This window comes from Butyrivibrio sp. Su6 (assembly GCF_900108105.1).
Classification (GTDB): Bacteria; Bacillota; Clostridia; order Lachnospirales; family Lachnospiraceae; genus Butyrivibrio.
The window spans coordinates 57,429-81,969 of the sequence record NZ_FNUR01000010.1 but is presented as its reverse complement, the minus strand read 5'-3'; the positions used below and the strand labels follow the sequence as shown (position 1 = coordinate 81,969).

Annotated in this window: 21 protein-coding genes; all 21 read right to left on the bottom strand. The window is 39.4% G+C overall.

All coding sequences use genetic code 11. The features are described 5' to 3' along the window. Window positions 1-32: 32 nt before the first annotated feature. The 21 genes from C4S54_RS11420 to C4S54_RS11320 all read right to left on the bottom strand — a co-directional run bounded on the left by C4S54_RS11420 (window position 33) and on the right by C4S54_RS11320 (window position 24,524). A complete protein-coding gene (locus C4S54_RS11420) occupies window positions 33-1,562 on the bottom strand; it encodes an RsmF rRNA methyltransferase first C-terminal domain-containing protein (protein WP_103869651.1) in 1,530 nt (509 codons plus the stop codon). A gap of 128 nt (window positions 1,563-1,690) precedes the next feature. Further along, entirely contained in the window at window positions 1,691-5,491 is a 3,801-nt protein-coding gene (locus C4S54_RS11415) for a hypothetical protein (RefSeq protein ID WP_103869650.1), read from the bottom strand. 271 nt (window positions 5,492-5,762) lie between these two features. Next, on the bottom strand, window positions 5,763-6,131 hold the full coding sequence (locus C4S54_RS11410) for a metal-dependent transcriptional regulator (protein WP_103869649.1): 369 nt from the start codon (window positions 6,129-6,131) through the stop codon (window positions 5,763-5,765). Between the two features lie 117 nt (window positions 6,132-6,248). Then, window positions 6,249-6,794: a DUF3793 family protein gene (locus C4S54_RS11405; protein WP_103869648.1), complete on the bottom strand. Its 546-nt coding sequence runs from the start codon at window positions 6,792-6,794 to the stop codon at window positions 6,249-6,251. 37 nt (window positions 6,795-6,831) lie between these two features. After that, window positions 6,832-7,257 carry a flavodoxin gene (locus C4S54_RS11400; RefSeq protein WP_103869647.1) on the bottom strand — a complete coding sequence of 142 codons (426 nt, stop codon included), beginning with the start codon at window positions 7,255-7,257 and terminating at the stop codon, window positions 6,832-6,834. 201 nt (window positions 7,258-7,458) lie between these two features. Continuing rightward, a complete protein-coding gene (rny, locus tag C4S54_RS11395; RefSeq protein WP_022776027.1) occupies window positions 7,459-9,003 on the bottom strand; it encodes a ribonuclease Y in 1,545 nt (514 codons plus the stop codon). Window positions 9,004-9,167: 164 nt separating this feature from the next. Further along, entirely contained in the window at window positions 9,168-9,788 is a 621-nt protein-coding gene (locus C4S54_RS11390) for a regulatory protein RecX (RefSeq protein ID WP_160110753.1), read from the bottom strand. A 104-nt stretch (window positions 9,789-9,892) separates the two neighbouring features. Beyond that, the gene (gene recA / locus C4S54_RS11385; RefSeq protein WP_103869645.1) at window positions 9,893-10,978 is read right to left on the bottom strand and encodes a recombinase RecA; all 1,086 of its coding nucleotides are present in this window, start codon (window positions 10,976-10,978) and stop codon (window positions 9,893-9,895) included. 273 nt (window positions 10,979-11,251) lie between these two features. Continuing rightward, window positions 11,252-11,788 carry a hypothetical protein gene (locus tag C4S54_RS11380; protein WP_103869644.1) on the bottom strand — a complete coding sequence of 179 codons (537 nt, stop codon included), beginning with the start codon at window positions 11,786-11,788 and terminating at the stop codon, window positions 11,252-11,254. A gap of 64 nt (window positions 11,789-11,852) precedes the next feature. Further along, complete coding sequence (locus C4S54_RS11375) at window positions 11,853-12,251, bottom strand: GerW family sporulation protein (protein WP_022776032.1); 399 nt, start codon at window positions 12,249-12,251, stop codon at window positions 11,853-11,855. A gap of 25 nt (window positions 12,252-12,276) precedes the next feature. After that, the gene (locus C4S54_RS11370) at window positions 12,277-13,257 is read right to left on the bottom strand and encodes a DUF2953 domain-containing protein (protein ID WP_160110752.1); all 981 of its coding nucleotides are present in this window, start codon (window positions 13,255-13,257) and stop codon (window positions 12,277-12,279) included. A 54-nt stretch (window positions 13,258-13,311) separates the two neighbouring features. Further along, window positions 13,312-13,665, bottom strand: a complete 354-nt coding sequence (locus tag C4S54_RS11365) for a hypothetical protein (protein ID WP_103869642.1) — start codon at window positions 13,663-13,665, stop codon at window positions 13,312-13,314. Between the two features lie 95 nt (window positions 13,666-13,760). Continuing rightward, the gene (locus tag C4S54_RS11360; RefSeq protein WP_103869641.1) at window positions 13,761-15,200 is read right to left on the bottom strand and encodes a peptidoglycan D,D-transpeptidase FtsI family protein; all 1,440 of its coding nucleotides are present in this window, start codon (window positions 15,198-15,200) and stop codon (window positions 13,761-13,763) included. Next, the gene (locus C4S54_RS11355; protein WP_103869640.1) at window positions 15,178-16,539 is read right to left on the bottom strand and encodes an FtsW/RodA/SpoVE family cell cycle protein; all 1,362 of its coding nucleotides are present in this window, start codon (window positions 16,537-16,539) and stop codon (window positions 15,178-15,180) included. The genes C4S54_RS11360 and C4S54_RS11355 overlap by 23 nt, the downstream gene beginning before the upstream one ends. 4 nt (window positions 16,540-16,543) lie before the next feature. Next, on the bottom strand, window positions 16,544-18,787 hold the full coding sequence (locus tag C4S54_RS11350) for a peptidase U32 family protein (RefSeq protein WP_103869639.1): 2,244 nt from the start codon (window positions 18,785-18,787) through the stop codon (window positions 16,544-16,546). 47 nt (window positions 18,788-18,834) lie between these two features. Beyond that, window positions 18,835-19,248, bottom strand: coding sequence for a cell division protein ZapA (gene zapA, locus C4S54_RS11345; protein ID WP_103869638.1), 414 nt, complete (start codon window positions 19,246-19,248; stop codon window positions 18,835-18,837). A gap of 58 nt (window positions 19,249-19,306) precedes the next feature. Beyond that, window positions 19,307-20,338 carry a Holliday junction branch migration DNA helicase RuvB gene (ruvB, locus tag C4S54_RS11340; RefSeq protein WP_103869637.1) on the bottom strand — a complete coding sequence of 344 codons (1,032 nt, stop codon included), beginning with the start codon at window positions 20,336-20,338 and terminating at the stop codon, window positions 19,307-19,309. A 52-nt stretch (window positions 20,339-20,390) separates the two neighbouring features. Next, the gene (gene ruvA, locus C4S54_RS11335; RefSeq protein ID WP_103869636.1) at window positions 20,391-21,011 is read right to left on the bottom strand and encodes a Holliday junction branch migration protein RuvA; all 621 of its coding nucleotides are present in this window, start codon (window positions 21,009-21,011) and stop codon (window positions 20,391-20,393) included. A 110-nt stretch (window positions 21,012-21,121) separates the two neighbouring features. Beyond that, window positions 21,122-22,153 (bottom strand): branched-chain amino acid aminotransferase, encoded by a 1,032-nt coding sequence (locus tag C4S54_RS11330; protein ID WP_103869635.1) that lies wholly within the window; start codon window positions 22,151-22,153, stop codon window positions 21,122-21,124. Between the two features lie 105 nt (window positions 22,154-22,258). Continuing rightward, the gene (locus C4S54_RS11325) at window positions 22,259-23,671 is read right to left on the bottom strand and encodes an AI-2E family transporter (protein WP_103869634.1); all 1,413 of its coding nucleotides are present in this window, start codon (window positions 23,669-23,671) and stop codon (window positions 22,259-22,261) included. Window positions 23,672-23,714: 43 nt separating this feature from the next. Continuing rightward, the gene (locus tag C4S54_RS11320; RefSeq protein WP_103869633.1) at window positions 23,715-24,524 is read right to left on the bottom strand and encodes an Mrp/NBP35 family ATP-binding protein; all 810 of its coding nucleotides are present in this window, start codon (window positions 24,522-24,524) and stop codon (window positions 23,715-23,717) included. Window positions 24,525-24,541: the final 17 nt, after the last annotated feature.

The window sequence follows — 24,541 nt, the reverse complement described above, 5'->3', positions numbered from 1 at the left end:
CAGTTCTCCAACAAAAGTTAGTCTTAATCTATTTAGTAATTTATTCTTAATCCCTTTGGATAATGGTTTTTAAGCATACCACCTGCAGCTTTAGCCCAGCCAATGCTATAGCCGTCAGTTGTTATAAGTGCCCATCCCTTGCTGTCTTTTTTCACCTGACTATATGTAGAATCTGGTGTATCATCTGTAATCTTCATGGTCTGACCATTCAGGTAACTCTTTATCTCAGATCCATCAGAAGGGTAGTCCTTACAAAGACATACATCGTCAGCTGTCAAAAACAGTGCCAAAGCATGAGAAGGCTCAAATCTATCCTTTTTAATTGTTCCAAGATGAAGTCCTCCTCTCATAACCTTAAGACCATTTACTGAAGGCATATCCTCCGGGCAAAGATAGATCTGATCGCCGAACATGTACATGAGCCCGTTAAGACTCCTTCCACCTTCTAGGTTGCAAAAGATTTTCCCCCTTTTAATTTCAAAGGTCTTTTTATCAAAAGAAAGATTGTCTTTTACAAAAGCTTCAAAAACTTTAGTGCATTCAGGCCTTGCAGCTATATTTCTGCCTCCCGGCACATAGGAATTCGCATTTTCTCTGGTAAGTTCACCGTCTCTTTCAAGCACACATAAAAAATGCCCCTCGCCCTTTAATTTATGAGGCCATAATCTAAGAGAATTCAAAACTTCTTCTCTGCACTTCTCTGCTCTCACAGCATCAATCAATGAATACTTTTCATAAAGTTCATCAGAAATAAACTCTATTCTTCCGTTTTCTATTCCACCTGTTTTTTCCACTTTTACTGTATGAAAATCAGGGTTGGCAAAAAGAAATTCAAATATAGTTTCTTCATTCTCATCAGCAGAAAAAGTACATGTAGAATACACAAGTCTTCCTCCCGGAAGGAGCATTTTTGCTGCATTTGCCAGTATCTCTTTTTGCCTTACTGCACAGGTTCTGACATTATCAAGACTCCATTCATCGCCGGCATTATCATTTTTCCTGAACATTCCTTCACCTGAACAGGGCGCATCCACAAGTATCTTCTCAAAGTATCCTTCAAAAACCTCAGAAAGATGCGCGGAATCTTCATTGAGCACAAGGGCATTCTTTATCCCAAGCCTCTCCACATTAAGAGATAGTATCTTTGCTCTGTCCCTATTTATCTCATTGGTCACAAGAATGCCTTCTCCATTCATGTAAGAAGCAATCTGTGTAGTTTTCCCGCCTGGCGCAGCGCAAAGATCGAGTATCTTTTCTCCGGGCTTTGGTTCAAGAAAATGCACAGGCGCCATGGCACTGGGCTCTTGAATATAATAAAGACCAGCCTCATGATATGGGTGCTTACCGGGCTGAGCATCATCATAGTAGAAACCCTTTTCTTCCCAGGAAACTTCTGTTTTTATGTATGAAAGTTTAGACTTTAAATCTTCTTTATCGCATTTAAGCGTATTTACCCTTAAGGAGTGATATCTCTCATCATTGTCAAAAGAGCTAAAAAAGTCCTCAAACTCTTTTTCTCCAAGATATGATTTCATTCGTTCTTTAAAATCTACAGGAATCACAATAAGAACCTCCACAAAAACTCTATGGCTATACTAACAGTTTTTTTCATTAATCACAAATCAGCATCAAAAGAAGCTGATGCTAAACGCACCAGCTTCTTTCGGATTTTATGAGATTTTATAATGGATCACACTTCATCATTCTCTTTCTTTTTTCCAAAGAAAAGAAGTGAAATTGCAATTCCCGCAGCTATTACAACAACCAGCACTCTCATGCCTTCATTTGTTGCATCCTCTGTAGCCGCCCTTCTTGCGCCAAGTACTGCTGCGCCTGAAGTAGCCTCCGCTCTCCTTGCTCCGAGCACTGCTGCAACCGGGCTAGGAGGTACTACAGTTGTGGTTGTTGGTGGATCCGGATCTGGGTCTGGATCTGAAGGTGGATTATCTCCACCGCCAAGTGGTGTAACTGTAAGTGTACCGTATTCCTGAGTAATAATATAATTTGATGCCTTCGTATTACTCTTTAATGTGTATGTGTAGTCATTTCTTACTGACTGTGTCTCTGTCGCAGAACCTACAAGTGATCCGGTTATATCATAGTCAGCTCCTTCTCCCGGAACAAATCCCTTGTTAGAATTCTTATCTACAACATATTCTGTCTCTGATACATGCTTAGCTGTAAGAGGTGTTCCGTCGTACTGCTTGCTTGCTGTATCAGAAAGCATAACAACTTCCCTCTGAGTTACATGAAGCCAACCAATTATCTCTTCACCTGTCTTAATTGCAGGGTTGACATTATACTCTATCATCTCTTTAGCAGCTGTTTCATGATCAGGAGTGATCTCAACCAGCTTTGTAAGATCGATAGTCTTGCCATCGATAACTGTTTCAAGATGCATTCCGGAGTAATCAAGGAAAATTGGATAATGACCAACATCGGTACCTGCTCCGCCGCGAACCATAAGTCCGCTGACAGTAATATCCATACCTGCAACAGTTTTCGTTTCAGGTTCCACAGCTATCGGATCGCCCGGATTACCTTCGGCATGTACCACAAGTGTACCGGCATTCAAAACGCTTGCAGCTCCATTCTTAAGAGCCTCAATAATCGTCTGAAGGAAAGAATCTATATCTCCATCGTGTTCTCCTTCAATTTCAATGTGCACAGTCATGTCACCCTGCTGAACTCCACCATTATAGATTCTGTAGGTATTACGTCCGTCTCCTTCGGCGTTGGCCTTAAGTTTGATTTTAATCTGTATCTTTTTGCCAACTGTAATTTCAAGAGAGCCATAATAAGGCGTAATCGCATAGTTTTCTGTAAGAGTGTTACTCTTTAGGGCTTTATCGAACTTAAAAGTATTGGCATTTTCTTCTAACTTAATATCGATGAGCTTTCCTGTAAACTCAATTTTGTCATTATCGATACCTTCGCCGGGAACAAAGCCTGTTCCATTTTTTGCATCATAAGCATTTGGAGTAATATTCCTTGCGGTCGTCACACCGGCTTTATAACGCTCATCAGCAGTAAGATACTTGCCATCAAATTCTTTCGAAAGATTTTCTGAAGTAAGTGTAACAGTTCTTGGTTTAATAGTAAGTGTACTGTTATGAACAGTAACCTTTGTCTTTTCGCCATTAATAGTTACTACTTCACTATTACCATTAACAGTAAATGTATACTCTTTGCCAGTAGTCTTATCCTTGATAGTTACCTTAGTAATTTTGTTGTTAAGATTGCTTGTGTCGCTTACATTCTTAACTTTTCCATTTGTTTCAATGGCCGTTACTTCGTAATTAGGATCATCACTTGTCTGTTTAAGGATTTCGTTGTTTGTATGATCTGTTCCATCGTAGAACCATTCATCATCCTTGGCCCATACTTCGATGTTTGCATCAAGAACTCCATCCTTCTTCCACTGAGCATAAAGAGTGAGCTTAGGTCCTACCAAAATATCCTGGTTTACATCAACAGTCTGTGTATGTGACTTACCATTCCACGCAAAAGCATATGAAATATTATCTAAATATCCGTTATCTGCAAAATCATCAGGGTCAGGACTCCACCCTACAAAAGTATAACCATCTCTTGATACGCTAAATACATCGCCATAATCCTTGATATGATAATCAGTCAAAAATTTTACTGTTTCAGTTGATGTAACCGGAGTTCCAAAATTAGTATTATATCTCACAGCAGAATTTAAAAATCCATCGATATGGAATGCATCAAGCTGATTCTTGTATACATACCAGACTACATCATTTTCTGTGAAATCTGCGTTATCAAAGCCAAAGCCAGGAAACTCTGATGCAAGATAAGCATTAATCTTGTCTGTTGGTTTCTCTGTGATATACTTTTCTACTTTTGCCCCTGACAGATCATAAACATTTCCAGTTTTTATGCCATGATGATCGGATATTACATCGTCCTTGTCCGCATCGTCAACAAGCGCAAGAGAAAGAGCTCTTCCTACCCACTTATCATCAATATCACTCTGACCATAGTGCGGTAAACCACCTTCGTATCCGTTACTGCCATAGGAAGGGAAATACTTCCACTGTACATCACCCTCTGATGTAAGAGGTACAGACTTGTCAGGAATCAGTAAAAAGAAATATATCAGTTCCGAATCCTTAAATTTTACATTATTTTTATACACGAACTTGAGCACCGGTATATCACTAACAGCCGGCTTATTTATCTTTTCCTTATCTACCCAATCAAAGCTGTCGCTATAATTATTGCCATTATACTCAGTTTTGATTATGAGTTTCTTATTAGAAGTATCAACTTCTATAAGTGTCACATTAGCTTCCACTCTAGTTCCATCAATATTCTTTTCATAATATGCTCTTACATACTCATACCCCGGAAGTTTAAGCGCATATTTTTCTGGTGATCCTGACTCATCTGAATCAATCTCTTTTATGGTCTCTCCATAATTTGAAATATTTATTGCCTTTCCATTTTCATCAACAGGATCCAACTGGAATTTAGCTGCTTTATCGCCACTTTGTTTCAGAAAAGCAATTGTATAAATTGAAAAGTGCTCGGCATCAAAACCGATTTCAGTATCAGTTGAATTTTCCTCTCCCTTTTTTACCTCATCAACATTTTCAACTTCATCACCTGACTCTTCAACATGGTAAACAGCAAGTGCTATTTCCTCATCGGAAGCCTCGTCAATTTCTTCAAAAGTCACTCTAACAGTTCCATCTTCAGGCTGAACGAAATCCCCCTCGCTCTCTGAATAGATCTTGATATCGTAAGAGATTGTCTTTACTACCTCAACGTCTGCACCTGTATCTTCATCAATAGCTTCTGTAATCTTATCTTCAAAATCACTTTCAATTTCTGAAACCTGAAGCTCTGCATCATTAGGAAGAACTCCTGGAACAGCGTAAAGAGTAATCTTAACTCCGTTTAAAATTACAGGATCCGGACTAAACTCTATTGGTTTTTCTTCCTCAGAACTTGCAAGTGCTGCTGCATCTGATGATGCTAACGCAGCCGCATCAGAGCTAGCCAGCGTAGCTGCATCCTCGGAACTTGAAAATGCTGCCGCATCTGATGATGCAAGAGTAGCCGCATTACTTTCTTCTGTGCTGTTAAAAATAGCTGCAACTGCTTCTCCCTCAGCTGAGCTTTCCTTAACAGACTCTTCTATAATATTCTCTAAACCCTCACTTTTTTCCTCAGCAAGAGTAGCTTCCTCTGTAGCTGCCTCTGCTGTAGAATTGTCAACTTCTGTTTCTCCCTCAGCGTCAACTATCTCCTCCTCATCTTCCTCAGACTCTTCTGACGTCTCAACATCAGAAATATCCTCGAAAATGTCACCAATTTCAGATGAATCAACCGTTACTTCCAATTCATCCTCATCAGCAACAGCATATGCCCTTGCACTTGCAAAATCACTGCCAAAATTAGTAGTAATAAGCGCAAGCGCCAGAACAAGTGTAATAAATCTCCGTAGCTTTTTGTACATTACACTACCTCCCTCTCATAAAATCTCATAAAAAAATCCTTTTTTATCATAAAAAAATATCAATCATAAAAATCATCATAATCAGTCGTTTTTTTGTAAAAATAAATTAAAATTTCATAAATTGAACACACTTTAGACATTTATAAAAATAAAAAACAAAGGCGCAATCACAGTAATACTGCAATTGCGCCTAAATAGTCCTATAATCAATATTCAGTTTTAATCATAAAAAGTAGAAAGAAAACCTTCTATGACTCATAAATTCTTATGATTATTTTGCATTCTCTTTAACGAATTTCTTAATTCCCTTAAAAGTTTCAGGACTAATAATGTGTTCGATCCTGCAAGCATCGTTCTCAGCAATTTCCTCGTTAACTCCTGCAGTAAGCATCAAAAACTTTGTAAGGTTGGTATGCTTTTCGTAAACCTTTTTTGCAGTTTTTAATCCTTCCTCTGTAAGAATAAGCTCGCCATCATTCTCAACGACAATCAGTCCATTGTCCTTTAAGATTCCTACCGCTCTTGAAACGCTAGGTCTTGAAAAGCCAAGCTCATTGGCAACATCGATAGAACGTACCATTCCCTTCTTCTTTTTTAAAAGGTATATTGTCTCGATATAGTCTTCACCTGATTCGTGCATCTCAAAGCCCCTCTCCACATTTTTTTAATATACAATGTACAGATTTTTCTTTTAATCATAAAACATAATGATATTATATTGCACACAATCAATTTTATCAAGTACTATATCCTCTTTTTATTCAACTAATTCTTTTATCATACGTTCTGTGGCTCTATCATACTCTCTGAAAAGTTTTTTAGCAGCCTGAGGGCGGCAATACACCTTCCAGTATCCACTATAAAGATAGTTTTTGCCTCCGTTGCACATAAAGCCATTAACATCTTCAAGCGGATATCCAAGTATGATTCCCATTTCATGTGGAAAGTCCATTCGATCCATAAGATAAAGACTATACCTGAAAGAAAACTCTTTTAACACAGAATCCACATCAGTGTTCTCATAATCCAGCTTTCTTAAAAAAGAAGCAATCATATTTTTATTCAGATATTGTGATAGTCCACTTCTATTGTAGAGCAAAAGAGTAAGCATCCCATTGTTGTTTGATAGCGTCAATAATTCAACTTCTGTCCCCTTAAGTACGCTTAATACTTCCTCATAATTAATCGCTCTGGTAACAAATAGAGATGCTATCTTTAGCCCTGCTAAAAGAGGTGCACAACTCAGTACCATCATATGTCTTACATTATTTCTATCGATCTTATTTGCCAGTTCCGTACTCATCCCCGATTTTTTAGCTTAACTCTTCCCCTTCAATTTTTTAAACAAGAGCAAGTCCCAAATTCTTGCATGCATCAACAGCTTCATCATCCGGTGCACTATTAGCAATAACTCCCTCATTGCCGACTACAGTTGCTCCTGCAGCTTTCATTCTGTCGACCCAGTCGCGCATCCACTGGCCATCTCCCCAGCCATATGAACCAAAAAGGCCAAGCTTCTTCCCTGCGCACTGATTTTCAAAAGTTTCAATAAATGGCTCAACAACAGATTCCTCTAAAACTTCAGCTCCCATTGCAGGGCATCCAAATGCAATAGAAGTATCGGATGAAAGATCAGATGGGCTGATAGAATCAAATGTCACAACTTCAGCTTCTGCTCCGCCCTGTCTGATTCCATCAGCTACTGCATTAGCCATAGCCTCAGTGTTGCCACTTCCTGACCAATAAACTACTTTAACCTTACTCATACTTATTCCTCCAGTATTATTTTATTTGTAAATGGAAACATATTAGATGAATGTTAGCTACCGCTAACACTGTTATGTTAGCATATGCTTACGCACCTATCAAGATATTTTAGGAACGCATATTGAGAAAAAATGTCTGTTGCACATGGCTCTGCTTTTCACGCAAAAAAAGAAGCCGTCCTATTGGACGACTTCTTTGAATTATTTAGCGTATTCAGTTGCTCTACTCTCTCTAATGATATTAACCTTGATCTGACCAGGATATTCCATTTCATCCTCGATCTTCTTGGCAATATCACGAGCCATAAGTACCATATCGGCATCTGAAACCTGCTCAGGAACTACCATTACTCTGACTTCTCTACCAGCCTGAATAGCAAATGAGTGATCAACACCCTTAAAGCTATTGGTAATATCCTCGAGTTCTTTTAATCTGGATGTGTAAGTTTCTAAAGTCTCTCTTCTAGCGCCCGGTCTAGCTGATGAAATTGTATCAGCTGCCTGAACAAGGACTGCTATAAGTGACTGTGGCTCAACATCACCATGATGTGCCTCAACCGCATTGATAACGATCTGAGATTCCTTATACTTTTTACAGATATCTACGCCAAGCTGAATATGTGAACCTTCAAGTTCATGGTCAACAGCCTTACCAATATCATGTAAAAGACCTGCCCTCTTAGCAACTCGAACATCAAGTCCAAGCTCAGAAGCTAAAAGTCCGCAGAGCTGCGCTACTTCAACAGAATGTTTAAGGCAATTCTGACCGTAGCTTGTTCTGAACTTCATACGACCAAGAATCTTGATAACTTCAGGATGAAGTCCGTGAACTCCTGCCTCAATAGCAGCATTTTCACCTTCTTCTTTGATCTTGGCAGCAACTTCTTTCTGTGCCTTCTCAACCATTTCTTCGATTCTTGCCGGGTGAATTCTTCCGTCAACAATAAGTTTCTCAAGTGCTATACGAGCGACCTCTCGACGTATAGGGTCAAAACCAGAAATTACTACAGCTTCCGGTGTATCATCAATAATAAGATCAACACCAGTCATTGTTTCAAGAGTTCTAATATTTCTACCTTCTCTACCGATGATCCTACCCTTCATCTCATCGTTAGGAAGCTGAACTACAGAAATTGTAGTTTCAGAAACATGGTCAGCTGAACAACGCTGAATCGCGTTAACAACTATCTCCTTAGCCCTCTTATCTGCTTCTTCCTTTGCCTCAGCTTCCATGTTTTTGATCATGACAGCTGATTCGTGTTTTACATCATCTTCGACAATCTTTAAAAGATACTCTTTTGCCTGCTCGGAGGTTAAGCCAGAGATTTTTTCAAGTTCCTGTATCCTCTGTTCGTTTAGCTTTGCAACCTCTTCACTCTTCTTGCTCAGTGCCTCTTCACGGGCATTTAAGCTTTGCTCTTTTCTTTCAATCGCTTCAGATCTTTTTTCGACGTTTTCCTCTTTCTGCTGAATCCTTCTCTCGGTACGCTGAACCTCATTACGACGGTCCTTTACTTCTTTCTCGAGATCATTACGTGTTTTCAGTGCCTCTTCCTTTACTTCAAGAAGTTTCTCACGCTTCGTTTCTTCGGCAGTTTTGAGTGCTTCGTCAATAATCTTTCTTGCCCTTTCCTCTGCACTTCCGATCTTACCCTCAGTTACTTTTTTCTGATAACCTGTGGATATGAACCATGCTGCAACAAAAGCGACAAGAGCTGCTACTACTGCAATAATAACAGTGGTCATTACAGGAGCACCTCCTTATTCAATTTTCATTGTACAATATTTTGTATAGAGAGCCCAAAATATACTCTCTTTAATACAATTTTACAACACTTTAAATTTTACCTTTTATAAATGACAGTGTCAAGAAGCGCAAATGGGATAAAATCAGAAAATTAAAAGAAAAATTAAAAGTTATCCATTGCTTTTTTTACAAGGTCCATACTGTACCCTTTTCTAAGTAAAAAGGCCATAATCTTCTGTTTTTCCTTATATTCCATTTCAGGATCGTAGTGTTTTTTCTGCAATAAATGCTCTATCTGATTAAGTTCAGTTTCAGAAACGCTTTCAAAAAGACCTTCACTTTCAAGCTCATCAAATATATCCAAAATAATCTGTTTATCAATTCCTTTGGCAGAAAGATCCTGGATTACTCTGTTCTTACTTCTGCTTTCGATATGATAAACAATGTAATCTCTTGCAAATCTGTGGTCATCTAAATATCTGTATGATTTAACATATTCAATTGCTGCATCAATGGCATCATCAGAATATAAACCTTCAGAAAGCTTATCCCTAAGCTTTTTTTCAGTATAGTCCTTCTTTTGCAAAAGATTCATGGCTCTCTTGATAGCTCTTTTGGGAAGTAGTTCTGATGTGATTTCTTCATAAGCATTCTCTGACAACTCAGCATCAAGTTTTATCTTATAATCCCTAAGCTCGCCTTTATAAAGCAAAAAAGCAAATTCCCCATCTATGAATACCTTGCTTCGCTTTTTATCAAATTCAACTATATCTGAAATAATCATGCCAACATTCCTCATTGAAAATATCAAATGCTAATTCTTTACAGTTTTTCATTTATACAAGAATCGGTGGTCATTACGACCACCGATTAACATTTTTTATCTGATTATTTAGAAGCTTTGCTCTTCTTAGCCGCTTTTGCTTCATCATCACCATCAGCAGCTGTATTTGCCGCAGCTGCATTGCTGAAGTTATCTACAGGAAGTCCGTAGTGCGCACGAACCTTTGCCTCGATATCGTCTCTGATCTGAGGGTTGTTCTCAAGATAGAGCTTGGCATTCTCACGGCCCTGTCCAATCTTCTCTCCCTCATACTGGTACCATGCACCACTCTTATTAACAATATCAACGCCTGCAGCAAGATCGAGAATATCACCTGTAGCTGAGATACCCTTACCAAACATGATATCAAACTCTGCCTCTTTGAATGGAGGCGCAATCTTGTTCTTAACCACCTTGACTCTTGTTCTGTTACCGATGTTCTCACCGTTCTGTTTAATAGCCTCAATACGACGAACATCCATACGAACTGAAGAATAGAACTTAAGAGCACGTCCACCTGTTGTTGTCTCAGGATTACCGAACATAACGCCAACTTTTTCACGAAGCTGGTTGATAAATACTACTGTACAGTTTGACTTACTGATAACAGCAGTAAGTTTACGAAGAGCCTGTGACATAAGTCTTGCCTGAAGCCCCACATGAGAATCACCCATATCTCCGTCAATTTCAGCCTTAGGAACAAGGGCTGCAACTGAGTCAACTACAACTATATCAATAGCACCTGAACGTACCATAGTCTCTGTGATCTCGAGAGCCTGCTCACCACTGTCTGGCTGTGAGATGTAAAGGTTATCAACATCAACACCGATGTTCTTAGCATATACAGGATCAAGAGCATGCTCAGCATCGATGAATCCGGCAATGCCTCCGCGCTTCTGAACTTCTGCTATCATATGCAGTGTAACTGTAGTCTTACCACTGGACTCAGGTCCATAGATCTCAATAATTCTTCCCTTAGGAATACCACCAAGGCCAAGCGCGATATCAAGGCTAAGTGATCCTGTTGGGATAGTTTCTATATTCATAGTATCTGATGAGTCGCCAAGCTTCATAACAGCGCCCTTACCGAACTGTTTTTCAATCTGTCCAAGAGCTGCCTCTAATGCTTTTTGTTTATCTTCTCTTTCCATACCAATCTCCTTTTAAGAACATTCGTTCTGTATATAAACATACTAAAACAAGTGTTCGATTGTGTCAATAATTTTTTCTACAAATTTGATAATTCTTTTTACAAGTTACTCTTTGAAATTCCTGGCAGAAATGCCAAAAAGATCTGTCAGCATACAGCACCTGATAAATACTGTATAACCATTTCCCCTTAGAACATACACAAGTCATTGCCCAAGACAGGCAATGACTTGATAAAGGTTATCATATAAATACTATGTTGTCAAAATTATTTTTTAATTAAAAACACTCATGTCATACTGCCTGCAAAGTGAAGCATATTCCTGATTTATAAGCCGAACCATGTCTGCATCTCCGCTTATGTTGTCAGGATGGAACATTTTCATGAGGTCTTTATATCTCTTTTTCAATGTGAGTGGAGTGTTGGCTCCCCTGAAAAGAAGATCCAGAGCATCATATTCATTTTCTCTCTGATACATCTTTTCTCTCTCAAGTCTGATAAAGTCAGCCTCGAGTTTCTTTTTATCGCTGTTTAACTGATCAAATCCGCTGTTGAGGATTTTTAATCTCTGTTCAAATAAAGCTTTGTCATTATTAAGTTTTTTTGATGCAGTTTCAAGCTTTCTCTCTGCTATATCCATCCTGTCTCTAAAAGCCTGCTCATCTGCTTCCAAACGAGCATATCGCTCAGACAGCGCACTCTCCTGATTCTCAAGACGTACACTCTCTTTAAAAAGCCATACGCGAAGTTCTGAAAGATCATCCTCTGTGCCGTTTAAGATAATCTCTTCCAAATTTCTCTTTTCTACCATAGTAATTGCCCCCGTTACTACTGCCGCCTATATGGACTTTTGTCAAAAGGCAGCTCTTACAACATTACTCTTTATTGTCTTCCTGAGGAAAAGCAATGTCTACCGCTTCGCCATCGTCCATCATATTTTCTTTTTTGCTTGCAAAGCGATCCACAATATCCGGTACGAGATCAAGGACCTTTGTAACAGCATCCTGATTCTTGATATTAACAAGTTTTGTGGAACCATTCTTGATAACAAGGACTGCACTTGGAGACATCTTGGCACCAAATCCGCCTGTTCCGCCGTTCTTCTTGTCAGCAGATGTAGCACCGGCTCCAACACCAAAAGATACATCTACCAAAGGAAGAACAATAGTATCACCAACCTGAGTAGGCTGACCAACTACTGTCTTGGCCTCAATTACAGAATGCATTCCGTTTAATAATGACTCAACTACGCCGTTAAAATTATTCTCTCCCATCATACCCTCCAGATAATCAGTTTTATTACGATCTTAATATTTTTTTGAAGCGCCTGATTACCTTTTTAACATCTTTGTTAAAAAAGCAGACCGCCGCACTGTAAACAATAGTAAATACTGTGATGTGTCCCTTCAAATGTGCATCCATTTCTATGACTTTCTCATCAAAATCAGGTTCAAAACTGACCTTGTTAAAAAGAAAAGGATACATGGCGCCAAAGATACCTACAAGCTCAGCAGTCTGTGCCGGGTCCCCGGTTCCAAGACCTAATCGGATATTACATTTGTCAGGAAGGATCATCTTAATGATCCGTAAAAGTTTACGCTTTACGAGGCCAAATGCTCTCTTAAAGATGTCGTTCTCTATTGTGGTTTTAATCATACTAATCTTACCACAAACTCTAGATATTGTATATTGTATTTTTTCAAACACATTTTGTGGCGTTTCCAGAATACTAGTAACCTTATCTATGATATTCCAAAGTACATCCAAAAATGATCTTGGCTCGTCTGAAGCTTCTTCATCAGATTCTTTTCCGGCTGCAGCTTCATCAGAAGGATTTGTCTCTTCTTTTTCTGAAGCTTCAGCTGTATCTGTTTCTACTGTATCTGTTTCTACAGAATCTGCTTCTTCCTTAGCCTCCTCCACATGATCATTTTCAGGAATATTGCTCATTTCTACAACGCCGCCAGAAGGTTTACTCTCATCTTTATTATCTTTATTATCGGCCTTTTCCTTCTTTTTCCTTAAAGGAAAAATCCTGATGCCAAATAATCTGACTTCAAATTGCTTGTTCTCCGGATATACTATTCCACCGCTTAAAATGTGAAGGAGCCAGGAAAATGACACCTTGGCATATATTTTTTCTACATCAAATTCCTTTTCCAGATCTGTTCTCGGTATTAAACTGTCAATCCTGTATCTGACAGGAACAAACAGGATAAGAAGTAAAAGAATAAGGATAAATCCAATTACACAAAGCAGAATAATCCCTAATATCTTCAAAAATGTTAATACACCCGCCAACATAAAAATCCCCGTCAATTAATTTTTCTTATTTCAAGATAAGCTCTGCGAATTATTACTTTCTCTGCTATCAAGATAATCAATAAGTCTTCCGTCCATGCCAGCCATAGATGCTTCCTGCGAAATTCTGAGTACCAGGTCAACCGCCTCATCATGGCTGGTAGCAATTCCATAAATATAGGAAGGATGCGCTTTAAAATAAGCCTGTTTTAAGAAAGCACAGTGCACAATATCAAGCTGGTCACTTGTATTCAAGGCTCTTGTAACACAAAAAATAGAAAGCTGCCCCGCTCCATGTTTTAGTTTCCATTTGACCAGTGCCTTGTTATTTACAGAAGCTCCCCAATACAGATCCTTATAAAACTCACAGAATCCTCTTTTTTTCATCTCAACTCCCAAGGAAAAACTTTTTAATTCATATATATAATTTACAATCAATTCTAACATATTAGAGCTGATTATTATACTTTTTTACGGGCAGATCACTCCACTCCAAAATATGCGTCAAAAATACGCTTAGCGATAGGAACTGCGTAGCTTCCGCCGCTTCCTGCATTTTCAACTATGATCGTCACGCAGATCTGCGGATCTTCAGCAGGAGCATATCCTGTAAACCAGGCATGGGAATCTGACTGAGAATTAAACTCAGCAGAGCCTGTCTTACCTGCAGCGCTATAGGATAAACCCTTTAGCTTGCTGGCTGTTCCTGTTTGAACAACCTGCTCCATCATTTTCTTTAAAATAGCTGACTCCTCAGAAGACATAAGTCTCTTATATTTTTCAAAAGAAACATTCTCAACAACCTTTCCCTCTTCACTCTTAACCTGAGTATAGAAACAAGGCTTCATAAGGACTCCGTCATTGGCCACAGCACAAGTGATCATATTCATATGCATTGGCGTTACAGAAGTTGTTCCCTGACCAATGGAAAGCTGCATTTTATCTGCATTTGACATGTCATCGGAATACTCAGCACTGCTCTTTGAATATAGAACTTCCAAAGGTAGTTCCTGACCAAACATAAGGTCATCTAATGTAGTGCTAAAAGACTTTCCGGATACGCCCATACCTATGTTGGCAAATGATGAATTACAGGATTCAGCAAAGGATGTAAAAAGGTCAAGGCTGCCGTGAACCTGTCCATGGTAGCAGGAAATCTTATCTGTTCCAACACTAAAGCTTCCGGAACATGTATATCTGTAATTAGCATAATCTGTAGGGTGATCTTTTAAGTAAGCAAGTGATGTAATGATCTTAAATGTTGATCCAGGAGGGTAAAGGCCCTGAGTTGCTCTGTTTAACAGCTTTGCATCAGTGGATTTATCAGCCAAAAGGCTATCCCACTCCTGAGCTATGGAATTGGGATCAAAATCTGGTTTTGATACCATCGCCAATATCTCACCGGTTTTAGGATTAGATACTACTATTGCTCCTTTTCTTGCAGAAAGCGCATTGTAAGCTACTTCCTGTAGAGTTACATCCAAAGTGCTCACAACATTGTCACCCGGATACTTAGCACCTGTAGCATCAAGCTTTACTTTCTCGGAAAGATCTATACTTGTATTGATAAGATAGTAGTTGGCAAGCGCTTCTATTCCTGCCTTACCGTTTGTTGCATAGCCAACTACATGAGCAAATTCTTTTTCATAGGGATAGATTCTTGTTTCCGTTCCATCCTCTGCTTCCTCTGTATAAGCCAGGACTTCTCCATCCCTTGAAAGGATCTTTCCTCTTGAATTCTGTGCCAAAAGAATTGCCTGTCTTGTATTGAAACTGTTATTCATAAGGGTCTGTCTGTTTGAGTATGAATAGTAGCAGATATAACCAAGCATAGCCCCGAACAAGACAGCATAGAACACAGAAAGCACAATGATTGGATATGATCTTATCTTCTTCCTGTTAGTATTCTTTTCTTCTCTCATTTTCTCTGCGCCTCTTCATTCTTTCAATAGCTTCATATCTCTCATCTGTTCTGATCATAAAGATTCCCTGTGTTATCATGATCATCATTATTGTTACGAGCACAGATGAGCCGCCATAGCTCACAAATGGCAGTGTTACACCCGTAAGCGGAATAAACTTTGATCCGCCGCCAATTGTAAGGAAAGTCTGAAAAATATAGGCCACTCCAATTCCGCAGACTATAAGTCTGTAATATGTATCTCTAAGAAAATAGCCAAGTCTCATGATCTCAATAAATGTGCTGACACAGATAAGTGCCATGAGCACAGCAAAAATAACTCCCATTTCCTCTGCTATGGCAGAAAAAATAAAGTCCTGCTCTACAAATGGAATTGACTTTGGTGTTCCTCCATAAAGGCCAAGTCCAAACCATCCGCCTGAACTTATACCAAAAAGGGACTGTGATAATTGATAACCTGTTGATTCGATATCTGAGAAAGGATCAAGCCATGCCTGAACCCTGACCTGAATATGAGAAAAGAGCTTATATGCGATCACACTTGCCAGTGCTCCAAAAGAAAGCCCCATGGCCAAATACCCGATATTCTCTGTTGATATATATATAAGTGCCAGATAAATCACAAAAAAGATAAGGGCACTTCCCAGGTCTTTTGACAAAACCAGGATTATTACATGTATTGCAGCTACCGCTGAAGCAAGAAATAGCTGCCAGATATTCTCTGCACTATCAAGAGCTCCTGCCATAAAGAACAAGAAGAGGATCTTAACAAATTCAGAGGGCTGAAGTGTTATGCCGCCAATTGTGTAGGAAATTTTGGATCCATTAGTGACAGCTCCCAAAAGAAGAACTATTCCTATTGCCACGACGCCCATAGCCGCATATATCCATGTGAATTTCTTAAGGAACTCAAATCTGAATATGATCTCAGGCACAATAAAGCCCACTACGAATGAAGCGACAATAATAAAGAACTGCTTCACAGCCCTGTCATAGGACAGTCTTGTAAGCATGATAAGACCTATCATCATGAGCATACAACTGTTGTTTATGATAAGCCTGTTTCCGTCAGGATAGATAACATAAAACAAAAGAAGGACAGATGAAAAGGCAATTATCTGAAAGGCAAAGAAAAACAGGTAAACCGGCTTTCCGGTCCTTGCCATTATCTGAACAAAACATGCGATCTGAACCGCGAACATCAATATGATCTGCCTGATATATAGTCCTGTTCTCTTTTTTTCAGTACGCCATCTAAATGCAACAAATGCCTCCAAAGTATATAAAAACATAAGAAAAGCAATTACATATTTTGATATTTCAGTTACGTATAATTCCATTAGTCTATTCTACTCCGCGTTTAAAATGCCCGGTTGTAAATTTGAGATTATCAAACTCTTTGCCTATAGCACCATTTCTCAAAAAGTCTGAATAACCGTTAAGGACTTTTAATGATGCTGCACTATCCTCAACTGTCAGATCTACTCTGTAATTGTCAAAAGAAAATCTTCCAGCAATATTCTCCATCTTTTTATGAAGCGATGTTGGAAGTGCATTCCAAATAACATTGTAACAATTACGGCAATTTGTTGTTATCTTAAGCTCATTGCCCATTCTGTCTACAATAGCAGTTTGAGAAACCGATATTTTTCCCTGATTACCGCTGCATTTATCAAGTGTTTTTTTAACACACCCTGCACTTATCATCATTGGAGCGTATCCATAAACATTAAAGGATACAGGAATACCAAGGTTTTTCCTGACTTTATCTGTTACTTCAGCTGCCTCATGAATAGTAAGCTCCAGGGGAACAGACACTTCTGATACCATATCTTTTATCATGGAAGCTGCCTGCTCATTCCAAATATACATACCATAATCAAGGACAATCTTACCTGTATATCCTCTAAACTTAAGTATTCCAAGCTGTTCAAGATTGCGCACAAGAAGCCCTGAAGCCCCCTTCGCCATAGCAGAATCTGCTATTTTTTCAATATCAAGAGTTCCATCAAAGTTTTCATGCCTTGTCATATAAGGAAGCGCCACAAAAATCTCAGCTCCATTGCCGTCAAAAGAGCCATCACTTCCCAAAACAAGATTGCTGTCAATATAGATTCTGGATATATTATGTTTTTCGCTCTGAACCTCAAGCGCACTCTTAAGCTGCTGTGTTGTATTAACAAGAACGTGAAGACAAGGCTTGTGATCAGGTAGTTCAGATACCTTACTTTCAAGCTCATCTGCGTTTTCTTTTGTTACCTTCATAGCAGCAGAGTCGTTATCCGGCTCAGTAATGCATGCAATCATCTGATCACATAGATTCCTTCTAAGTTCATTGAGCTCACTTACAGGAATAAAAATGCCCTTTCCACTTCCGCGATCATCTATATCTATATCAATTTTCTCAGGTTCAAATGCTGTGCCGCCAAACTTTGAAAGCTGTTTAAGAACGCTTTCCTTGTCCATAGGACGCTTTGAAGCCTCCTGAACTTTGTTGCCATGTGTTTCAAGAACAATCTCCTGCCCACTATGAACAAGAGACATAATAAGAGATGCCTCTTCTCCAACGCAAAGCCTGCAGCTAAGCTTACATTTAAGTTTCAGCTCTTTATCAAGATATTTCTCTTTTACATCAGAAAGCACCTTATCTGACGTGCCGTTATAAGACGGAGAATCAAGAGTTACCATGTCCTTGCCGTTGTGCTTGTGATAATACCCCTGACTGATCTGAGACCTTAAATAAAGAGAACTTAGTACCTCCATATCCTCTTTGGAAATCTCATGATGCGCCGTAGGCTCTTTATAATACAGATCGATATATTTGCGGTAGATAGATGTCACGCCGGCAGCATATTCAGGGCGTTTCATTCTTCCTTCAATCTTAAAAGAATCTATTCCGGCTTCAATTAGTTCAGGAATAATGGAAACAGTGCACATATCCTTAAGACTAAGAGGATACTGCTCTTTAGCCTTCGTGCCTGCAAGAGAATACGGCAGTCTGCAGGGCTGTGCACATCTGCCTCTGTTGCCGCTTCTGGTTCCAACCATACTGCTAAAAAGACACATTCCAGAATAGCAGTAACACATTGCACCATGAATAAAGGCTTCTACTTCCACATCAGCCTTTTCCCTTATCTCTTTCATCTCCATAAGGCTAAGCTCTCTTGCAGGAACGACTCTTACACAGCCAAGTTCTTTTAAGAGTCTGGCACCATTTACACCTGTTACAGTCGCCTGTGTACTTGCATGAAGTTCAATATCCGGGAATTCGTCTCTTATTAGTTTCATAACTCCAAGATCCTGAACAATAACTCCATCAAGCTTTTTCTCTGCAAAAGGGAGCATAAAATCGTATAACTCACTGTATTCTCTCTCTTTTACAAGAGTGTTCACAGTCATATAGATTTTTTTGCCGAATAAATGTGCATAAGAAATAGCGTCCAAAACCTGCTGAGTATCAAAATTATCAGCGTAAGCTCTGGCGCCAAATTTCGCTCCACCAAGATAAACGGCATCAGCACCTGCATTAAAGGCGCCAACCATTGTTTCATAGCCCCCGGCCGGGGCAAGTAATTCTACTTTCTTCATAATATCTTTTAACTCAAAAATAGGCTGTCATCAGACAGCCTAAACAATCACTTTTTACTTCCTGTTCCTTTGACCTGAGTCTCAAGCTGAATGATCTTTTTGGATGAATCATCAAGCTTAGTCTGCAGGCTCTTACTGTTCTTTTCAGTATTCTCAAGCTTGATCTGAGTTGCAATAAGCTCGTGCTTCAGATCATATAGCTCTTTTTCTTTTTCTGAAAGCTGCTCTTCCATAAGCTCAATCTGCTTTTTAGATTTGAAATAATCATCTGCAATGTTGAGCTGCAGCAGGACATTTTGAGTATCAATCGGCTGCCTCTTGAAACCATCAATCTTATTATATTCAGCAATTTTATTGTTGATATATGAAGCAACCTTCTGCAGATACTCTTCACTTTCATATCCGCTTAAGGTAAAAACTTTCCCGCCAATGATAACTTCGGTATCTGTCTTGGATGCCATTTAAACTCCCCCCGAACACAAATTAATTATCGAATTATTACGATGTATACTTCATTGATTATATATCGCCATCGCTTGGGTTTTCAAGCCCTAAATGATGATAAGCCTCATCTGTTACAACTCTTCCCCTGGGCGTTCTGTTAATAAGTCCATTCTTTATAAGATATGGCTCATAGACGTCTTCAATAGTGCCGGAATCCTCACCTATTGCGGCCGCAAGAGTATCAAGCCCCACAGGGCCACCACCAAACTTATTTATCATAGTCAAAAGAATATTTCTGTCAGTATGGTCAAGACCGAGCTTATCTACATCCATAAGGTCCAAAGCCACATTGGCAACCTCTTCTGTTATGGAACCATCATACCTTACCTGGGCAAAATCTCTTACTCTCTTAAGTATCCTGTTGGCAAGACGAGGTGTTCCACGGCTCCTTCTAGCCATCTCTTTTGCTCCATTAGGATCAACATCAACGTTCAAAACTTTGGCAGACTGTCTGATGATAGCGCAAAGCTCATCAATATCATAAAATTCCATCCTATGGATCATTCCGAATCTGTCACGGAGAGGCGCTGAGAGCATTCCTGCCCTTGTTGTTGCTCCAATCAGAGTAAAATGTGGAAGGTCAAGTCTTATAGACCTTGCTGTGGGCCCTTTTCCTATCATGATATCAATACAGTAATCTTCCATAGCAGGATAAAGAACTTCCTCAACCTGCCTGTTTAGTCTGTGGATTTCATCTACAAAAAGGACATCTCCCTCCTGCAGATTGTTGAGTATAGCAGCCATATCACCGGGCTTTTCTATGGCAGGACCTGAAGTAATCTTTATATTAACCCCCATCTCATTTGCAATAATGCTGGCAAGTGTCGTCTTTCCAAGTCCGGGAGGCCCATAAAAAAGAAGGTGATCCAGGCTCTCGCCTCTTCCCTTTGCTGCCTCTATATATATCTTGAGGCTCTCCTTTATTTTCTTTTGACCAATATATGAATCAAGGTTCCTTGGCCTGAGTGAGCCTTCTATCTTAGCATCCTCTGCGTTTTCCTGAGTATCTACTCCCCTGGCATTTGTTACTATCTTACGTTTTTCCATACAATTCTTCCCTGTTATGAATTAAATCTATAAAAAATCTCATATTTCATTATCAGAACATCTCTTTTAATGCCTGTTTTAAGATAAGCTCAGTGTCACCTGACATTTCCGGATTAACGGAAAGGACCTTTCTAACGGCCTTTGTTGCATCCGTCGCATTATATCCGAGAGAAACAAGCGCTGCCACAGCCTCATCTCTTGCAGGACTCTCAGAATCTCCAATGTCTGATGAAGAAAGCCCTGCCGCAGAAGCAAGCATACTGTCTTCTGTTGCCTTTATTTTATCCCTGAGTTCAAGAGTAATCCTCTCTGCTGTCTTTTTGCCGACTCCGGGAGCTTTGGAAATTGCGCCGCTGTCCCCTGCAATAATTGCAAACCTCAGATCATCAGGCGTCATAACCGACAAAATAGCAAGGCCTCCCTTAGGTCCTATGCCATTTACAGTAATGAGCATTTTAAAAAGATTAAGCTCATCCCTTGAAAGAAAACCAAACAGTGTAAAAGCGTCCTCTTTTACATTGGTATAAGTGTAGAGTTTAACCGCCTCTCCAATTCCAGGCATCCTGTCCATGGTAGATCCGGATATATTCACATTGTAGCCAACGCCATTTACATCAACTACAGCATTTCCCTCTTCAATACTTTCCAAAATTCCATTCACATATGCTATCAAAGTTTCATCCCCGTTTTCACTTAATTCATAACTTGTATTGTAACACAAAATAAGGCTGTCGCACTAATTTAGTGTGACAGCCCCTTCATCATTTCTAAGACAACTCTCTATTACTCAATCACATGGATCCAGCCTTCTGGAGCCTCAACAGTGCCCATCTGAATTCCTGTAAGTGTGTCATAAAGCTTTTTGATAACTGGTCCCATCTCGTCCATTCCGCTTGGGAAGCAGATTTCTCTGCCATGGTCATTGATCTTGCCAACAGGGCTGATAACAGCAGCTGTTCCGCAAAGTCCCATCTCTGCAAAATCATCTACCTCTGAAAGCTTAACCGGTCTCTCCTCAACATTAAGACCAAGAATTTCTCTTGCAACATAAACAATTGATCTTCTTGTGATAGATGGAAGAATTGAATCTGTGTGTGACTGTGGAACTACGAGTCCTCCATCCTTTGTAACAAAGATGATGTTTGCTCCGCCTGTCTCCTCAATATATGTTCTTGATTCTGCATCAAGATATACATTTTCAGCAAAACCTTCTTCATGAGCTGTAACGATAGCATGTAAGCTCATAGCATAGTTAAGACCTGCCTTGATATTTCCTGTTCCGTGTGGTGCTGCTCTGTCAAAATCACTTATCTTAACAACGATTGGCTTTGCGCCGCCCTTAAAATATGGGCCTACAGGAGTGACAAAGATTCTGAACTGATACTCATCAGCAGGTTTAACACCGATAACATTACCTGTTGCAAACATTACAGGTCTGATGTAAAGTGTTGCTCCGCTTCCATAAGGAGGAACCCAGTCTCTGTTAGCTGCAACAACTTCTTCTACAGCCTTTATGAATCTGTCTTCAGGGAAAGGAGGCATCTCAAGTCTCTTTGCTGAATCTACCATTCTCTTGGCATTGAGGTCAGGTCTGAAAGTAACGATCTTGCCATCTTCTGTCTCGTAAGCCTTTAATCCTTCAAAACATTCCTGCGCATAATGAAGAACTCCTGAATCCTCGCTCAAAACAACTTTTGAGTCCTCTGTAAGGCATCCGTCATCCCACTTACCATCCTTGAAGTTTGACACATATCTCTTATCTGCTACCATGTAGCCAAATCCAATGTTTGCCCAATCTAAATTTTTTTTACTCATAATCTTCATCCCCTTTTAGACTTTAATACGTCAAAGCGCTAATAAATATCATTATAACCCTTTAAAAACGTTCGTCAAGCATTAATGAAACAACAAAACTCTTTTTTATACGTCTTTCTTTTCAGTTTGTTCCTTGATTTTATCAGTCTTTGCAACTTTCTTCTGCCTTGCAGCTTCTTTTATGCCATCCACATTAAAGATCTTTTTGAAGGTATCTGCCTCCTTGCTGGCATTGAACTTAACGTTCTCTTTATCACTCAAAGGCTTATACTGTTTATCCTCAATGTATGCCAGATCATAATAGTCCTCTGTGTTTGTACTAAGATTTCTCTTTTCCAAAAGAATATTTGTGATCCATCCCACAAGTGCATAGAACACAGCAAAGATAGGCACACCGATTAGCCATCCAACAATTCCCCACATTCCGCCAAACAATGTGATTGAAAAGATAACCCAGAAACTTGAAAGACCTGTTGAGCTTCCAAGGATCATAGGTCCTAAGATATTGCCGTCAAACTGCTGAAGCACGATTACAAATATAAGGAATATCAGCGCCTCGATTGGGTCAATGAGCACCAGTAAAAGAGCTCCTGCTATTCCTCCGATATACGGGCCAAAGAAAGGAATTATGTTAGTCACGCCTACAATAACCGAAATAAGCACCGGATAATCAATCTTAAGAAGCAGTGCTCCTATATAGCAGATAACACCGATTATAAGTGAATCAATGATCTTGCCGCCAATAAAGTTCTCAAATGTAGTCTTGGTAAATCTAAATCCACCGATCAGTTCATTGGCAAAATTCTCCTTAAATAAAGAATAGGCCATTTTTTTGCCTACTGTCGTGAACTTTTCTTTTGAGTTAAGCACATAGATAGCCACAATTATGCCGACTATCAGATTTATGATACCACCTACGATAGAGAAAACACTCTTTGAAGCCACTTTCACTATTGTATTTACGTTTGGCATCATTGGGATAAGCTTTTTCGTCAAAAACTCACTCAGGTTCTCATAATAAGCATCCAGCTGAGAATCAATGATCTTCTGAAGATCAGGATTATTGCTCAAAAATAAGTTTGAATACTCATCCACGTTCTTAACATAGATAGGAAGGTTTGTTGCAATCTCCTTGATACTGTCAACAAGCTGCGGGATGATGATCCTGAACAGACTGTAAACAATCAGCATGAAGATTATCATAGTCAAAAGAACTGCTATTTTCCTTATCTGACCTCTTCTCTTTTTATCTTTTTTATCGAATTCAGATGTCTCTTTTCCTATGAGCTTAAAGAATGGATAAAGTATCTTTTCCTCAATTCCCTCCAGGAGCGGTAACAAGACAAATGCAATAACTATACCTATTATGATTCCGGAAAGAGAATCAATCACTCCGCCAATTGATCTTGCCAGCGTGGTTCCATCAAAAATGATATAGTAAGCCAGCATAAGTGCCACAGCTAAAACAAATATAGTAATTGCCCAGGTTACCTGGTTTTTCTCAGGTCTCATTTTCATATATGATTTCCTCAGCTACTTTAATATACAGATAATGCTATTTTTATTGCTCTGCCATTCCCTCAAGAATATATGCAAGGCTTTCAAGATAGTCCTCTGAGATTTCCTCAATCTTTCCATTGTCGCAAAGTCCTGCAATGTCAGGATCAAGAGGAATCCTTCCAAGAATATCTATACCATTAGAAGCAGCATAGCTCTCAATCTTGCTGTCTCCAAAAATATTTATAGCTTCGCCGCAGTGTGGGCACTTCATATAGCTCATGTTTTCTACGATTCCAAGAACAGGAACGTTCATCATATTGGCCATATTGATAGCTTTTTCAACGATCATCTCAACCAAATCCTGAGGAGTTGATACAACAATTATTCCATCAACAGGAAGTGACTGGAAAACTGTAAGCGGTACATCACCTGTTCCTGGTGGCATATCCACAAACATAAAGTCCACATCTGACCAGTTAACATCAGACCAGAACTGTTTTACAATGCCTGCAATTACAGGGCCTCTCCAAACTACAGGATCTGTCTCATTTTCAACGAGCATATTAAGTGACATCACCTTAGTGCCCTTAGCAGTTGTAGCAGGTAAAAGACCTGTCTCATCTCCAACATTGAACTTGCCGATTCCAAACATCTTGGGGATAGATGGACCTGTTATATCAGCATCCATGATTGCTGTCTTAAAGCCTTTTTTATTCATAGCCACTGCTGAAAGACCTGTAACAAGGCTCTTCCCAACGCCGCCCTTACCACTTACGATTCCAATCACTTTTTTTACATGTGAATTGGGATTTGGCGCAGCCTTCATATTGTCTTCCATCTGCTTTTTAAACTCTTCTGGTTTCTTTGCCATTTTTAATAAATCTCCTA